Annotated in this window: 11 protein-coding genes; all 11 read left to right on the top strand. The window is 34.7% G+C overall.

Features of this window, described 5'->3' with window-relative positions:
* The first annotated feature begins 111 nt into the window (after positions 1–111).
* Positions 112–1,569 (top strand): sucrose phosphorylase, encoded by a 1,458-nt coding sequence (gene gtfA, locus ABJF52_RS02405; protein WP_348145763.1) that lies wholly within the window; start codon positions 112–114, stop codon positions 1,567–1,569.
* Between the two features lie 93 nt (positions 1,570–1,662).
* On the top strand, positions 1,663–2,982 hold the full coding sequence (locus ABJF52_RS02400) for an MFS transporter (protein WP_348145760.1): 1,320 nt from the start codon (positions 1,663–1,665) through the stop codon (positions 2,980–2,982).
* A gap of 122 nt (positions 2,983–3,104) precedes the next feature.
* The gene (locus ABJF52_RS02395; RefSeq protein WP_348145757.1) at positions 3,105–5,402 is read left to right on the top strand and encodes an NADP-dependent malic enzyme; all 2,298 of its coding nucleotides are present in this window, start codon (positions 3,105–3,107) and stop codon (positions 5,400–5,402) included.
* A gap of 110 nt (positions 5,403–5,512) precedes the next feature.
* A complete protein-coding gene (ruvA, locus tag ABJF52_RS02390) occupies positions 5,513–6,094 on the top strand; it encodes a Holliday junction branch migration protein RuvA (RefSeq protein WP_348145754.1) in 582 nt (193 codons plus the stop codon).
* Positions 6,095–6,099: 5 nt separating this feature from the next.
* Positions 6,100–13,245, top strand: coding sequence for a cell surface protein SprA (gene sprA / locus ABJF52_RS02385; RefSeq protein WP_348145751.1), 7,146 nt, complete (start codon positions 6,100–6,102; stop codon positions 13,243–13,245).
* A gap of 182 nt (positions 13,246–13,427) precedes the next feature.
* The gene (gcvH, locus tag ABJF52_RS02380) at positions 13,428–13,808 is read left to right on the top strand and encodes a glycine cleavage system protein GcvH (RefSeq protein ID WP_348145750.1); all 381 of its coding nucleotides are present in this window, start codon (positions 13,428–13,430) and stop codon (positions 13,806–13,808) included.
* Entirely contained in the window at positions 13,801–14,217 is a 417-nt protein-coding gene (locus ABJF52_RS02375) for a VanZ family protein (RefSeq protein ID WP_348145747.1), read from the top strand. The genes gcvH and ABJF52_RS02375 overlap by 8 nt, the downstream gene beginning before the upstream one ends.
* Before the next feature lie 69 nt (positions 14,218–14,286).
* Positions 14,287–14,991 carry an energy transducer TonB gene (locus ABJF52_RS02370; protein WP_348145744.1) on the top strand — a complete coding sequence of 235 codons (705 nt, stop codon included), beginning with the start codon at positions 14,287–14,289 and terminating at the stop codon, positions 14,989–14,991.
* Positions 14,992–15,176: 185 nt separating this feature from the next.
* Positions 15,177–16,088, top strand: coding sequence for a heme o synthase (gene cyoE, locus ABJF52_RS02365; protein WP_348145741.1), 912 nt, complete (start codon positions 15,177–15,179; stop codon positions 16,086–16,088).
* Positions 16,089–16,098: 10 nt separating this feature from the next.
* Positions 16,099–16,686 carry a cytochrome c oxidase subunit 3 gene (locus ABJF52_RS02360; protein ID WP_348145738.1) on the top strand — a complete coding sequence of 196 codons (588 nt, stop codon included), beginning with the start codon at positions 16,099–16,101 and terminating at the stop codon, positions 16,684–16,686.
* Between the two features lie 216 nt (positions 16,687–16,902).
* Positions 16,903–17,889, top strand: a complete 987-nt coding sequence (locus ABJF52_RS02355) for a cytochrome c oxidase subunit 3 (RefSeq protein WP_348145735.1) — start codon at positions 16,903–16,905, stop codon at positions 17,887–17,889.
* Positions 17,890–17,900: the final 11 nt, after the last annotated feature.

Below are 17,900 nucleotides of genomic sequence, written 5' to 3'. Positions count from 1 at the left end.
GATTAACTGAAATTTATTCTTCATTACTATAAGGTTGTAGTTTATATTTTTTGAATAATAAGAAAATTAACCCCATTATTTTTCTTAATATGGAGGATTGAAAAAGGCCTAATGAAAAATAAAATACAATTAATCACCTATGTAAATCGCATAGGTTGTGCTAATATTAGTGAGTTAAATTCGTTGGTGAAAAATGAGTTTAATGGTCTGTTTGGAGGTGTGCATATATTGCCTTTTTTTAATCCAATAGATGGTGCGGACGCTGGTTTTGATCCCATAGATCACACACAAATAGATCCGCGTATTGGTGATTGGGAAAACATAAAAGAATTGACTAGTAATGTAGATGTAATGTCCGATTTAATTGTCAATCATATTTCGGCAGAATCAAAACAATTTAAAGACTTTCTTGAAAAGGGTAAGCAATCAGAATTTGCTGATTTGATTTTAACAAAAGACAAAGTTTTCTCAACTGGGGTTGATCCTTCTAAAATTGCTAAAATATATAGACCTCGGCCCGGACTTCCTTTTACAGAATTTAAACTAAATGATGGTTCAGTAGTGTCCGTTTGGACAACTTTTACAGCAAATCAAATCGATATTGATGTACTATCGCAAATGGGTCAGGAATATCTTGAAAGTATATTAGATACTTTTTATAAGGCGGGTATTACAATGATACGTTTAGATGCTGCTGGTTACGCAATTAAAAAGCCAGGCACATCTTGTTTTATGATTGATGAGACATATGAATTTATCGCAAATCTTACTCATAAGGCAAGAAAAAGAGGCATAGAAGTATTAGTAGAAATTCATTCTTTTTATAAAACACAAATTCAAATTGCCAAGCGTGTAGATTTTGTCTATGACTTTGCATTGCCAGTTTTGGTTTTAGATTGTCTTTTTAATAAAAATGCCAATAACCTTAAAAAATGGGTCGCTGTAGCGCCAAGAAATGTAATTACCGTATTAGATACACATGATGGAATTGGTATTGTTGATGTTGCATCAGAAAATGAGGTTGCTGGATTAATTAATGATGAAGATTTAAATGAAATTGTAGAAAGAATTCATGTTAATAGTAAAAATACGAGTAAAAGGGCAACCGGTGCTGCGGCCAGTAATTTAGATTTATATCAAGTTAACTGCACATATTATGATGCTTTAGGGCAAGATGATAATCAATATCTAATGGCACGTGCCATACAGTTTTTTGTCCCTGGGATTCCTCAAGTATATTATGTGGGATTATTTGCGGGAAAAAATGATATGCAGCTGCTATCAGAAACAAATGTGGGTCGTGATATCAACCGACACTATTTTACAAAAGGTGAAATTAAATCTATTTTGAAATCTGATTTGTTTTTAAGAATGAAAAAATTAATGCTTTTCAGAAACTCTCATATTGCTTTTAATGGGGAATTTGAAATTGTAAATACAAGCCAAGATGTACTTCATTTAAAGTGGAAAAATATGGATGCATGGGCAACTTTGAATATCGAATTGGCAACAGCCAAGATGACTATTAGCTATACTCAAATTGACGGTACCGTAAGTTATCTTTTTTGAAGGGAATGCGCTCAATTAGAATTATCTGAAAAAGTGGCTATAAAAAAAAGCTATCTTGTTAGAAATGTAATAATTAACCAAACCAGTCCAGAAATGAACACGATTGAAAAACCCAAATTAAGTTTTTGGCAAATTTTTAATATGAATGTTGGCTTTCTTGGCATTCAATTTAGTTTTGGTTTACAGCAAAGTGCTATTAATCCAATATTTCTATTTTTAGGTGCAGAAGAAGAGTTGTTACCCATATTAAATATTGCCGGCCCCATCACAGGTTTAATAGTTCAACCAATTATAGGGGCAATTTCAGATAAAACGTGGTCACCAAAATGGGGAAGAAGAAAACCTTTCTTCTTAATCGGTGCCATTTTAGGTAGTTTGTGTTTGTTTGCTTTTCCACAAAGTCCGGTTTTATGGTTTGCCGTAGGTTTACTTTGGATTTTAGATGTTGGTAACAATATGGCAATGGAACCCTATCGGGCTTTTGTTGGTGATAAATTGCCTAAAAAGCAGTTGAGTATGGGCTTCCAAATGCAAAGTCTATTTGTGGGAGCAGGTATTGTTCTGGCAAACGCATCTATCTTCTTGTTTCAAGATTGGTTTGGGGGTGTTGAAGAAATAGCTGGTAGTATTCCAAAATGGTTGTATTATTCTTTCTTTTTAGGGGCAATTTTATCAGTTGTAACGATTTTATGGTCTGTTTTAAAAACGCCTGAAATTCCACCTTCTGAAGAAGAACTTAACGAAATAATAGCACATAAATCCTTACCCTTTTTGGAAAGGCTCAAAATGCCATTGGAAGAAATTTATAAAGCTGTAAAAGAGATGCCTAATTTTATGTGGAAACTTGCCGGAGTTTATCTTTTTCAATGGTATGCATTATTTGTGTATTGGCAGTTTATTACACCAATGATTCAGAAAACTATGATGCTTGATTTGTCTGCTGCATTTGCGCAAGCGGCTAAAATGAGTACTGCTTATAATATAGCAACTGTGGTTGTTGCTTTGGCTTTAGTTCCGTTGTCTATTAAATTTGGGAGTAAAAAAGTTTATGCTTTAAGTCTATTTGGTTCTGGTCTAACCATGTTGAGCATACCTTTTATATCAAATCCAATGCTTGCACTAATTCCTATGGTGCTTTTTGGTATAGGATGGGCAGCAATAATGGGTATACCGTACACGATGGTTTCCAAAATTATCCCACAAGAAAGACGAGGTGTTTATATGGGTATTTTGAATATGATGATTGTAATTCCTATGGGTATTGAGACCTTAACCTTTGGTCCTATTTTTAAAAATTTTCTGGGTGCAAATGCGATTAATGCTATGTTATTCGGCGGGGTGTTTTTCGTAATAGCTTCTGCCTTAGCCATGCGATTAAATATTAATGAAGCGGTACTTGATGCAGAATCATAATAATTGCTAGACCATTACGAAAGTTATAATTAAAAAGTGTTTATAAAGATTCATTTAAGATTGTTTTGACGCATTTATTATTGAATGTATTGTTCTAACTTTGTCAATCAAATTCTAGAAACATGGCGAATCAAAAGCTGCGGAGAGAAGCATTAGTCTATCATGCAAAACCGCAACCAGGTAAAATAAAAATAGTTCCTACCAAACCTTATACAACACAAAGAGATCTTGCTTTAGCATATTCACCTGGTGTAGCAGAGCCATGTTTAGAGATTCATAAAGACAAAGAACTTGCTTATCGGTATACTTCAAAGGGTAATATGGTGGCAATTATTTCAAATGGGACGGCTGTATTAGGTTTGGGTGATATTGGACCTGAAGCTTCTAAGCCAGTTATGGAAGGAAAGGCATTGTTGTTTAAGATATTCTCTGATATTGATGGAATTGACATCGAAGTGGATACTAAAAATCCCGATAAATTTATTGAAACCGTAAAGATGATTGCACCAACTTTTGGTGGAATTAATTTGGAAGATATTAGTGCGCCAGAAGCCTTTGAAATTGAAAGAAGATTAAAAGCAGAATTGGATATTCCGGTAATGCACGATGATCAACATGGTACGGCAATTATTTCTGCGGCTGCACTTATTAATGCATTAGAAATTGCAGGAAAGAAAATTGAGGAAGTAAAAATTGTTGTAAGTGGAGCAGGTGCTGCTGCCGTTTCTTGTACTAGACTCTATAAAAGTTTTGGGGCTAGTGATAAAAATATAGTAATGCTCGATAGTAAGGGTGTTATTCGAAGTGATCGTCAAAGTCTTTCGGTTGAAAAAGCAGAATTCAGTACCGATAGAAAGATAGATACTTTAAGTGAGGCGATGAAGGATGCAGATGTTTTCATTGGATTATCTATTGCTAATGTCGTTTCACCAGAAATGTTGAAATCGATGGCAAAGAATCCCATTGTATTTGCCATGGCGAATCCGGATCCTGAAATTGGTTATGAATTGGCTGTAAAAACTAGACCCGATGTCATCATGGCTACTGGTAGATCAGATAATCCTAATCAGGTTAATAATGTTTTAGGATTTCCATACATTTTTAGAGGTGCATTAGATGTAAGAGCTACCTCGATAAATGAAGAAATGAAAAAAGCAGCCGTTATTGCAATTGCAAAACTGGCAAAGGAATCTGTACCTGAGCAAGTGAATATTGCATATGGCGAGACTCGATTATCTTTTGGCCAAGAGTATATTATTCCAAAACCTTTTGACCCAAGACTTATTATTGATATTCCACCAGCAGTTGCAAAAGCCGCAATTGAAAGTGGAGTAGCTAAAAACCCTATTGAAGATTGGGATAAATATAAAGAAGAATTATGGTTGCGTTCAGGTAACGATAATAAAGTAGTGCGCATGTTGCACAACAGAGCAAAATCTAATCCTAAGAAAATTGTGTTCGCCGAAGCAGATCAGATGGATGTTCTTAGAGCTGCACAAATAGTTCATGAAGAAGGTATTGCTGTTCCTATACTTTTAGGGAATAGTGAAACTATTCTAGATTTAAAAGAGGATCTAGAATTCAATGCTGATGTTCAAATAATTGATTTACAGTTAAGTGATTCTTTAGACAAACGTAATCAATATGCTCAAAAGCATTGGCAGGCTAGAAAGCGACAAGGCGTAACTTTGTATAGTGCTAAATCGCAAATGCGAGATCGTAATTATTTTGGAGCCATGATGGTAGCTGAAGGTGATGCCGATGGAATGATATCAGGTTATTCAAAAGCATATCCGAAAGTAGTGACACCGGTATTTGAAGTTATCGGACGCGCTGCAGGTGTAAAAAGAGTGGCCACAGTAAATATAATGAATACCCAAAGAGGACCATTATTTTTAGCAGATACTTCTATAAATATTGATCCTAATGCAGAAGAAATTGCCGAGATAGCTCAGATGACAGCAAATGTTGCTTCAACCTTTGGCTTTGATCCAGTGATGGCTTTAGCTTCTTACGCTAACTTTGGTTCATCTTCACATCCGAATGCTAAAAAGGTAAGAGAAGCTGTTCGAATTTTACACGAAAAAAATCCCGATTTAGTAGTAGATGGTGAAGTACAAATAGATTTTGCTTTGAATCAAGATTTACATAAAAGTCGTTTTCCATTTTCGAAACTGGCTGGAAAACGTGTAAATGCTTTGGTTTTTCCAAATCTAGAATCAGCAAATATTACCTATAAATTATTGAAAGAACTTAATGGTTCAGCTTCCATAGGTCCAATTATGGTTGGTCTTAAAAAAGCGGTGCATGTAATGCAATTAGGTGCTAGTGTAGATGAGATTGTTAATATGGCTGCAATTGCAGTTATCGATTCTCAAGAACGAGAAAAAAGAAAAAAAGCGAAAAGTAAAAAGAATTAGATAATGCCTAGTAATAGGTGAATAATATAAAGTAGTGAGTAAAGTGTGAAATACAAATTAGTGTTTTTTTATTTTACCATTTACCCGGTTTTATTGATAATAAGGAGACGATGATTCATCATTTAAAAGGAAAATTAATTGAGAAAAATCCTACGCATTTGATTGTGGAATGTGCAGGTGTAGGTTATTTCGTTAATATTTCTTTGAATACTTTTTCTAAAGTTCCAGATGCAGAGAATGTTCAAATTTATACACATTTACAAGTAAAAGAAGATTCACATTCTTTATTCGGATTTGCGGAAAAGAGCGAGCGTGAGATTTTTCGATTACTATTGTCGGTTTCTGGAATTGGTTCTAGTACAGCCCGTACAATGTTATCTTCATTGACTCCAATTCAAATACGAGATGCAATAGCCACAGGCGATGTTCCTACTATACAAAGTATCAAAGGTATAGGAGCTAAGACTGCACAAAGGGTAATCTTGGATCTTAAAGACAAGATTTTAAAAATATACAACATCGATGAAGTTTCCCTTTCATCGAACAATACAAATAGAGATGAAGCGTTATCTGCTTTAGAGGTTCTCGGCTTTGTAAGAAAGCAGGCTGAAAAGGCTGTTGACAAAGTACTAGGTCAAGATCCTGCGCTAAGTGTCGAAGAGACTATAAAACAGGCGCTCAAAAATTTGTAGCAAGTTTGAAAAAAGGGGCAAAAAACCAACTTAAATTTACATTTAAGCTTATCTTCCTATCTACCATTTTTTTAATGGTTAATGGTATTTCTTATTCACAAGAAACCGAAGATACAGATGAGGTTGAAGAAGAAATAGATTCTGTAAAAACAGGATTCGCACTTGGGCGTTTAAAACTTAATAACCCCGAGAGTATTGTCTCCAAATATATATATGATCCTACATTGGATGCCTATGTTTATTCTGAAAAAGTAGGTGATTTTAATATTGGATATCCTATAATTTTGACTCCGGCGCAGTATTATGAAATGGTTCGTCAGGAAGGGATAAAAGACTATTTTAAAGAAAAATCTGATGCATTTTCTGGTAAAAAAGAAGGTAGTGAAGAGGCAAGAAAAAACCTCCTTCCTAATTTCTACGTAAATAATAGTTTCTTTGAATCTGTTTTCGGCGGAAATACCATTGAGGTTATTCCACAGGGTTCTGTGGCTATGGATTTAGGTGTTATATGGCAGAAAAACGATAACCCATCTTTGTCGCCAAGAAACAGGACCAATTTGTCATTTGATTTTGATCAGCGAATTAGTTTAAGTATGCTGGGTAAAATTGGTGAGCGTTTGCAAGTAACTGCAAACTACGATACCGAAGCAACCTTCGATTTTCAAAATATAGTAAAGTTGGATTATACTCCAACGGAAGATGATATTATCCAAAGTATAGAAGTTGGTAATGTAAATATGCCTCTGAATAGTTCTTTAATTCAAGGCGCGCAAAGTCTCTTTGGTGTAAAAACGCAATTGCAATTTGGTAAAACAAAAGTAACTGCAGTGTTTTCAGAACAACGTTCGCAGAATAATACAGTAGTTGCGCAAGGAGGAGGAACCCTAAATGACTTTTCTTTATATGCAGCAGATTATGATGAGAATAAGCACTTCTTTCTTTCGCAATATTTCCGCGATGCCTATGATGGGGCGTTAGAGAATTATCCATTTATTAAAAGTCAGGTTCAAATTACTCGTTTGGAAGTTTGGATAACCAATAGATCTCAACAAACGCTTAATGTTCGTAACATAGTTGCAATCCAAGATTTAGGGGAGCCAAATCCCGAAAAAACAAGAATTGGTATTGCTAATGGTGATCCTGCTGGTTTCTTTAATGATTTACCAACAGCATTACCGCGAAATGCGAGTAACGATTTTGATCCAACAAAAATTGGTGCTGGCGGAATGTTAAATGAGAACATTAGAGATATTGCTACGGTAGAAAGTGGATTCAATTTTACAGGAGGCTTCGTAGCTAATCAAGGTTTTGATTATGCTATTTTAGAAAATGCTAGAAAGTTAGATCAAAGTCGTGATTATACTTTTAATTCTCAATTGGGTTATATCTCGTTAAATCAACGTTTAAGTAATGATGAGGTTTTAGGTGTTGCTTTTCAATATACCTATAATGGACAAGTTTATCAGGTAGGTGAATTTGCAAACGGAGGTATTGATGCCACTACTTTATCTACAGATGAAAATCCGATAATTGAAAACAATACATTAGTATTGAAGCTATTAAAAAGTAACATTACCAATATTACAGATCCTATTTGGGATTTGATGATGAAAAATATTTATGCTACTGGTGCATTTCGTTTGAGTCAGGATGATTTTAAATTGAACATTCTTTATGAAGATCCTACACCACGGAACTATATAACTCCTGTTGCCGAAGCAACTTGGCCAACTGGTTTGGAAGAAGATATATTATTAGAAGTATTTAATCTGGATCGACTTAATGTTTATAATGATATCCAACGAGGTGGTGATGGTTTCTTTGATTTTGTTGAAGGTTTAACCATTAATAGTGACGGTGGTGAAATAATATTTACTACCGTAGAACCATTTGGTGAATACCTATATAATAAACTTGGTGGAGGTAATACATATGATAATATTACAACGTATAATGATAACCAGGCGAAGTACGTTTTTAGGGAAATGTATGAGCTGACAAAGGCGGCAGCGCAGGAAGAGCAAGAAAAGAATAAATTTCAATTAAAAGGTACTTATAAATCGGAAGGCAATAATGGTATTTCTATTGGGGCCTTTAATGTGCCACGAGGTTCGGTAACTGTAACCGCTGGTGGACGTCAATTGCAGGAGGGTATAGATTATACAGTTAATTATCAAGCAGGTACTGTTCAGATTTTGGACCCAAGTTTAGAAGCTTCAAATACTCCGATTAATATTTCTGTTGAAAATAATGCAGTTTTTGGGCAACAAACTCGTCGATTTACGGGTGTTAACGTTGAACATCAATTCAGTAAAAACTTTGTCTTAGGAGGTACATTATTAAATTTAAATGAGCGCCCACTTACACAAAAATCTAATTATGGTGTAGAACCAGTTAATAATACAATATATGGTATGAATGGTAACTTCTCAACCGAAGTTCCGTTTTTAACGCGTTTGGTAAACAAACTACCTAATATTGATACGGATGTTCCATCTAATATTTCTATTCGTGGAGAAATTGCGGCATTAAAGCCAAATTCACCGAAGAATGCTGATTTTGAAGGGGAAACAACTACTTATCTCGATGATTTTGAAGGGGCTCAAGCCTTAATTGATATTCGAGCTTCTTTAGGGTGGAGTTTAGCCAGTACGCCATTAGAATTTGTTGACGGCAGTTTAAAAGGAGATTCGCCTACTTCTGCTCAAAATCTTGAAAATGGATATGGGAGAGCAAAAATGGCTTGGTACACAATTGATCCTATCTTTTATACTAATCAGCGTCCAGATGAAATTACCGATAATGATATTTCTACAAACGAAACCCGTCGTATTTATATAGACGAAGTTTTTCCTAATAATGATATTGCTCAGGGACAGACTACGGTTCAGAGTACTTTAGATTTAGCATACTATCCAAACAATAAGGGTCCATATAATACAAATGACAATTTTGACACAGCTTTACCTAGCGATAAGTGGGGCGGTATTATGCGCTCGTTGAGTAGTACCGATTTTGAACAATCGAATGTAGAATTCATTCAATTTTGGGTTTTAGATCCATATGTAGATGGTATTTCAACAAGTCCAGGAGAATTGGTGCTTAATCTTGGTAATATTTCTGAAGATATTCTTAAAGATGGTAAAAAGCAATACGAGAATGGATTGCCAGATGCTGATGCTACGGAAGCTTCGGCGCCAACTTCTTGGGGTCAAGTGCCGCAAACCCAAGCTTTAGTATATGCTTTTGACGCAGACGAAACTAATCGAGCATTGCAAGATGTTGGGTATGATGGTTTAAGTGATGATGAGGAAAGAGCTGTATATGGTGATAATGGCGATGATCCGGCTTTAGATAATTATCAATATTACCTTAATAGAGAAGGTGGTATTTTAGAGCGTTATCTCGATTTTAATAATCCAGATGGCAACTCTCCTGTAGCAGTTAGTAACACGAATAGAGGGTCTACGACCTTGCCTGATGTTGAAGATTTGGATCGCGATTTAACTATGAATACGGTAAATAGTTATTACGAATATCGAATTCCAATAAAACCCGGTACAACAGAGCTGGATAAATATGTAACTGATATTCTTGAAGAAAGTGATACGCCAACATTACCCAATGAAAGAACTATTAGAAGAAGATGGATTCAATACAAAATTCCTTTAAGTGATTTCTCCGATGCTGTAGGTGGTATTACAGATTTTCGATCAATGAGCTTTATGCGTATGTACCTAACAGGGTTTAATAGTGATGTGGTTTTGCGTTTTGCTACACTAGATTTAGTTCGTGGTGATTGGAGAACATATACAAAAAACTTACAAGAAGATGCTATTGATACAGATCCTACAGACGATGGAACTATAGTTGATGTAAATACTGTAAATATTGAAGAAAATAGTAATCGAAGCCCAGTTCCGTATGTATTGCCTCCAGGAGTTGTTCGCGAACAGTTAAATAACAATAACACTATTATTCGACAGAACGAACAGTCGTTATCTTTTAACTTTAGCAATTTAGAATCTCAAGATTCGCGAGGTGTTTTTAAGAATCTAGATATAGATATTCGTCAGTACGAAAAACTGAAAATGTTCATTCATGCAGAAGAAATAGTTGATACTGATTATCCTGATGGCGAAAAGCCAATAGTTGGTTTTTTAAGAATTGGTACAGATTTTTCGCAAAACTATTATCAAATAGAAATACCATTAGAATTTACAGATCACAATGGAACACTAACAGACACCGATATTTGGCCAGAGGTAAATGAGTTGAATATTGAGCTCGCTCACTTAAATACGGTAAAATCGACACGAATAAATAACAGAGATACTTCACCATTAACAGATGTTGAATTTTACGATGTTATCGATGGAGCGATAATGCAAGTAAATGAATTTGATCCACGACCCGAAGGTAGTATGCGTATCGGATTAAAAGGTAATCCTTCTTTAGGTAGTATTCGAAGTATGATGGTTGGTGTAAAGAATACCGATGATTTACCTGCTAGAGGTGAAGTATGGTTTAATGAATTGCGATTAGCTGGTTTAGATAATAATGGAGGTTGGGCTGCAATTGTTGCTGTAGATGGTAATATTGCTGATTTTGCAAATTTCACGGCAACGGGCTCAAAAAGCACCTCGGGCTTTGGTTCAATTGATCAAATGCCAAATGAGCGAGCTAGAGAAGATGCAACTTCATATGATTTGGTAACCAATGTTAATGTTGGACATTTACTTCCTCCGAAATGGGGAATACAATTACCGTTTAACTATGGTATCTCAGAAGAATTAATCACGCCAGAATTTGATCCAGTTTACGACGATTTAAAATTGGACGACTTAATCGCTACCGCCGAAACCGAAGAAGATGCAGAGCGAGTGCGCGAACAAGCTGAAGATTATACGAAAAGAACAAGTATTAATTTAATAGGAGTTCGTAAAGATAGGGGTGAAGAAGCTGAAGCAAATTTCTATGATATTGAGAATTTCACCTTTAACTATTCTTATAATGAAATTGAGCATCGTGATTTTGAGATTGCCAATTTACGTGATCAGGAAGTAGCGACTGGTTTTGTTTATAGTCATAATTTTAAGCCTTTAGAAATAGCGCCGTTTGCTAAAAAAGATTCGATGTTAACGGGTAAATACTGGCAATGGTTAAAAGAGATTAACTTAAATCTGTTGCCAGCAAGTGTGTCATTGAATTCAAATATAAATAGGCAATTCAATCAACAACAGTTTAGAGAAGTTTTTGAACCAGGTGTTGAGACCTTAGATCTTCCATTTTTACAGCAACGTAATTATATGTTCGATTGGCAGTATAACATTAATTATACCTTAACAAAGTCTTTACGATTACAACTTACGGGTTCTAATAACAATATTATTAGAAACTATTTTTCTGATCCTGGAGATCCAACTTCAGATATTGATAATACGTTGGGGCTATGGGATGGGTTTTTTGATATAGGTGAGCCAAATAGGCATGCGCAGCAAATGCAGCTGAATTATGAGATTCCTTTTGCTAAAATACCAGCGCTTGATTTTATTAATGCACAATACACCTATACGAGTAATTTCGACTGGCAACGCGGCGGTGATGCTTTATATGAGGTGGCTGGTGAAAATATTAATACAGTTCAAAATGCAAGTACCCATAATCTAACGGCTGCTCTAACCATGCAAAAGTTTTATGATTTATTAGGATTGAAAAAACGAACGGGTAAATCTACTACAAAGAAAGCACCAGCTGGTAAGGCAAATGCAGATAAATCGAAAGATAAATCTAAGAGTAAAACAAGTGGCTTGTTTAATACTGCAGTTGATGTTCTAACGATGGTGAAGCGTTTGAATATTAATTATAATGAGAATAGTGGTAAAGTGCTTCCTGGGTATACGCAGTCGGTTGGCTTTTTGGGTACGCTAAAGCCTTCTACAGGATTTGTTTTTGGTAGTCAGGCCGATGTTCGCTTTGAAGCGGCAAAAAGAGGTTGGTTGACTGGTTATGAAGATTTTAACGAGCAATATTTGCAAACTACAAATAGACAATTAGATATAACGGCAACGGCACAGCCGATGAAGGATTTAACTATTGATATTACAGCAAATCGTCAATATTCTAATAGTTACCAGGAAACGTATGATGTAGATGCATGGAGTAATGGTCAAAACTCTTTAATTAATGAGTTAGGTAATTTTAGTATATCTACAATGATGATTGGTACATTCTTTTCTAAGAGTGATGAATTTACTTCTGAAAATTTTGACAAGTTCAAAGAAAATAGAATTATAATAGCAAATAGGCTCGAAGCTGACAGAGGTAATCCTAGTGCTGGGGATGTTGATGAAGATGGTTATCCACAACTCTTTGGTAAGACTCAGCAAGAAGTTTTATTGCCTGCTTTCTTTGCGGCGTATTCAGGCCAAGATGCTAGTGGTGTAAATATGGATTCTTTTAAACAAATCCCCATACCAAACTGGAATGTAAAGTATACTGGTTTAATGAAAAACAAATGGTTTAAAAAGAAATTCAAGCGTTTTTCTTTAAGTCATGGTTATAAAGCGGTATACAGTATAACTTCATATCAGTCGAATTTAGAAAAGCAAAATGGTGATATTGATTTAGAAACAGGCGATGTATTACCAGATAATATAATAGGTAATGTTACGATGATGGATATGTTTAATCCATTAGTTCGGTTAGATTTCGAAATGCAAAACTCTGTTAGTGTATTAGCCGAAGTGCGTTCAGATAGAATGTTGTCTTTGAGTTTTGACAATAACTTATTAACGGAAAATACTGGTAAAGAATATACTTTAGGTCTTGGTTACCGTATTAAAGATGTACAAATGGTTACTAATATAGGTGGAAATAAAACACGACTTAAGGGCGATTTAAATTTAAAAGCTGATATGACAATGCGAAACAACATCACTATCATTAGAAATTTTGATATTGATAATAATCAAATAACATCGGGTCAGAATTTATTTTCTATAAAATTTACAGCGGATTATGCTTTAAGCAAGAATTTGAATGCGTTGTTCTTCTATGATCATTCTTTTTCAAAGTTTGCCGTTTCTACTGCTTTTCCTCAAACTACAATCAATACTGGCTTTACATTAAGGTATAACTTCGGTAACTAGAAGTTTGAAGAATTATCTAAAATTTGATGATTCTTTTATTTGTTGATTGTTTTCTTTACCATACACCATTGAACTTGCATCTGATTCTTGAACTTAATTTTTGTATTTTTTCAATACTTAATACTTAAGACTTACCACTTATTTATTAGAATCCTTTACATTTGTTTCAAACAAAAATTACGATGAATATACCCGCTGAACTTAAATATACAAAAGACCACGAGTGGATTAAAATTGACGGTGATGTGGCAACTGTCGGAATTACCGATTTTGCACAAAGTGAATTAGGTGATATTGTGTATGTAGAAGTAGAAACTTTAGATGAAACATTAGATCGTGAAGAAGTTTTTGGCACTGTAGAAGCTGTAAAAACCGTTTCTGATTTATTTCAACCATTAACTGGAGAAATTGTTGCTTTCAATGAGTCTTTAGAGGATGAGCCAGAAAAAGTGAATTCAGACCCTTATGGCGATGGATGGATGGTTAAAATTAAAATCAGCAACCCGGCTGAAGTTGAAGAATTGATGAGCGCCGAGGCATACAAAGAATTAATTGGTGCCTAAAAAACCTTTTTTCACTAGTGCTTTTATAGCTTGGCTTGTCTTTGTAAGTTATACAAGTTTAACTTCTTTTTCGGGTGTAGATACCAGTTCTTTTAGCTTTAATATTCCCAATGTAGATAAAATAGTGCATTTTGTATTCTATTTTAATACGGCAATTTTGGGTGTTTTCTTTATATGGGAACATAAAAAGTGGGATATTTCGCTGACAAAAGCTCTTATGTTAATGTTTTGCTTTGCAGTAATATATGGTATAATTATTGAGGTATTACAATATAGTTATACAGTTGATAGAGAAGGTGATGTATTAGATGGTCTAGCCAATAGTTTTGGTGGCTTTATTGGTGTTTTAACATGCAAGTACATATTTTCGAGAAAGGGTTTTATGCAATGGAGGGATAAACAAATTTAAATAGCTCTTATTAATTTTTGCATAAATCGAATTATTAATTAAATTAGCGAATACTAAATTCAATAGAAAATGGAACCAAAAAAGAACCCGCAAGCAGACCTTACTAAAAATAGTAGTTTGTACTTTGTTATAGGCTTAGCCGTTGTAATGTTAATTACATGGAGAGCTTTAGAATGGAAAACTTACGATGAAACCAATGAGTATGACATTTCTATGAATGTTGATGATGATTTGGATGAAGAGGTTCCTATGACAGAACAAATTAAAACTCCACCACCTCCACCACCACCAGCTGCACCTGAAATAATCGAGGTTGTAGAAGATGAGGTTGAGGTAGAAGAAACTGTAATTGAATCTACTGAAACTAGTCAAGAAGAAGAAATTGTTGAAGTTGAAGATGTTGAAGTTGAAGAAATTGAGGAAGATGTAGATGTTCCTTTTGCAGTAATTGAAGATGTTCCAATTTTTCCAGGTTGTGAAGGTGAATCTGATAAAAGAGCTTGTTTCCAGAAAATGATGCAAAAGCATATTGGTAAAAACTTCCGTTACCCAGAAATCGCTCAAGAAATGGGTGTTCAAGGTAGAGTAAGCGTAATGTTTACCATACAAAAAGATGGTAGCATTGGAAACGTAAGAATGCGTGGACCGGATAAGAACTTAGAAAAGGAAGCCGCTAGAATTATTGGAAAGCTTCCAAAAATGACTCCTGGTAAACAAAGAGGACGTGCGGTACGTGTTCCTTTTAGTATTCCAATTACATTTAAATTACAATAAGGCATATACTGCATGTAGCAGGCTATCCAAAATATATTTTAAAACCCGATGTTTTTACATCGGTTTTTTTGTTTAATATGTTTTGATTTGAATTTTGTCCTAATCAGATAGTTGGAGATAAACATTTGTATTTGGTTGCAATAAATTCAATAGGACCGTATCTTTGCGTCTACTAAAATTTGAAGATGAAGACTGCGGTCAATTCAGCAAAAACAAACACTTTGTCGTTAGTTTTTTCTGATTTTAAGGAAATTACCAAAGCGCGACTAGCCGTTAGCGTGGTGTTTTCATCTATTGCTGGATATTTTTTGGGAGCAGAAGTAATAGAATTGTATTCAATTTTGTTGCTAGCTTTTGGTGGTTATTGTATGGTGGGTGCATCCAACGCCTTTAATCAGATAATCGAAAAAGATTTAGATGCCTTAATGAGTCGAACAAAGAATCGGCCTATACCAGCAGGGCGAATGTCAGTCAATAAAGCTTTGACTATTGCTGTAATTCTCACGATTATTGGAATTGTTTCTTTATATATATTGAATCCAAAAACTGCGATGTTTGGGGCGATTTCTATATTTCTTTACACGAGTATATATACACCGTTAAAGACTAAAACACCCTTATCGGTTTTCGTAGGTGCATTTCCTGGGGCTATACCATTTATGCTTGGGTGGGTGGCTGCTACTAATGAGTTTGGGATAGAACCCGGAACCTTATTTATGATTCAATTTTTTTGGCAATTTCCTCATTTTTGGGCTTTGGGTTGGATGCTTGATGATGATTATAAAAAAGGAGGTTTTAAAATGCTGCCTACAGGTAAGAAGGATACCGGAACAGCCTTGCAAATTGTAATGTATACCATTTGGATGATTATTATATCTGTAGTCCCTGTTTTAGGTATTACTGGTAGATTGCAATTGTCTATAGTAGCAGCGATTATAGTATTTGTAATGGGATTGGGGATGTTATTTTTTGCTTTTCAATTATATAATAAACGAGATAATATATCAGCTCGAAAATTAATGTTAGCAAGTGTTAGTTATATTACTTTAATGCAATTGGTTTATGTAGCTGATAAATATATTAGTCCATTATTTTAAATTTACGGATGTGGTGAAAGATGTAACAGTATTGAGTTTAAAGGAAAAAAACGATAGAGCTAAGAAAATGATGCTCTGGTTTGGTTTAGCAAGTCTTTTAATGGTTTTTGCTGGTCTTACCAGTGCATATATTGTGAGTAGTTCTCGTGATGATTGGTCTGCTGAACTAGAATTGCCTACGATGTTTTACATTAGTGCGATTGTTATTATGGTAAGCAGTATTACTTATATAATGGCTAAGAAGTCGATTGAAGTAAATAAGCCTAAGGCTAGTTTATATTGGTTGATGCTTACATTAGGTTTAGGGGTGCTTTTTATAATCATGCAATTTAATGGCTTTGCTCAACTAGTTTCTCAAGGTGATTATTTTACTGGACCAACAAGTACAATAAAATCTTCTTATATCTACGTAATGGCAGGCGCCCATATTGTTCACGTGGTTGCCGGTATTATTTCTCTTTTAATTGTTCTATATAAACATATAAAAGGAAAATACACAGCTTCTGAATACCTAGGATTATCATTGGGAGCAACATTTTGGCATTTTTTAGATTTACTTTGGCTATACTTGGTAGTATTTATGACTTTTGTAAAGTAAATTCTAAGATTTTTTAAGTAATAAATTCGAGGATAAATAGTTTAAATTAAAGCAAACTATTTGTCAATATTTAGTGTAAAACAGATAATTAAAACAAAAGAGTAGCAAACACGTCAAAAAAAATACTATTTATTTGAGTTTATATAGGAATTAAAATTTCAAATAAATGAAAAAGATGTAAATTTGCGAACAAATAATTGACCAGATACTTTTTATATGGATTCTACGGTAACAACGGGTACGAATGAAAAAGTTTGGGGAGGCGGAAATCAACCTCTCAATGCCAGCTATGGTAAATTGATGATGTGGTTTTTTCTCGTTTCTGATGCCCTTACATTTTCAGGATTTTTAGCTGCATACGGCTTTTCAAGGTTTAAGTTTATAGAAAGTTGGCCAATTGCCGATGAGGTGTTTACGCATATTCCGTTTTTTCATGGCAACTTCCCAATGTATTACGTTGCATTTATGACGTTTATATTAATTATGTCTTCGGTAACAATGGTGCTTGCTGTTGATGCAGGTCATAAAATGAAGAAGAATGCAGTAATCTGGTATTTGTTTTTAACTGTAATTGGTGGTGCTATATTCGTTGGGTCGCAGGCTTGGGAATGGGCTACATTTATTAATGGTGACCATGGTGCTGTAGAAACAAGAAGTGGTCGTATTTTACAATTCGTTAATGCTGATACGGGGGAGAGAGCATCTTTAGCAGATTTTGCTAAAACATTACCAACTACTAGAACGCAACACGAGAATAAAAATGGCTTATGGTTTAGCGATGAAGGGTATATGCCTAGTTATAGCTTAGCTGAGGTTGAGGCAGGTCTTAAAGAGCATTCAAACATAGTTGTCCGTACAGAAGATATACATCAAGAAGGTGAGCGCATGGGGCATAAAACGGTGCTTTCACGTGAGGCGTCACTGGAAAAAATAAAAGATGGTAAATATGTGGTTGAAGGGGCAAACCTAATTCACAACGAATATGGGAATAGGTTGTTTGCAGATTTCTTTTTCTTTATAACTGGTTTTCACGGCTTCCACGTATTTTCAGGAGTAATTTTCAATTTAATCATATTTTTCAATGTGATTTTAGGTACTTATGAGAAAAGAGGCCATTACGAAATGGTGGAGAAAGTTGGTTTATACTGGCACTTTGTAGATTTAGTATGGGTGTTTGTATTTACATTCTTTTATTTGGTATAATTTTCATTATC

The sequence above is a fragment of the Aurantibacter sp. genome, assembly GCF_039941195.1.
GTDB lineage: Bacteria > Bacteroidota > Bacteroidia > Flavobacteriales > Flavobacteriaceae > Aurantibacter_A.
This window is presented reverse-complemented; position numbering and strand designations above follow the sequence as displayed.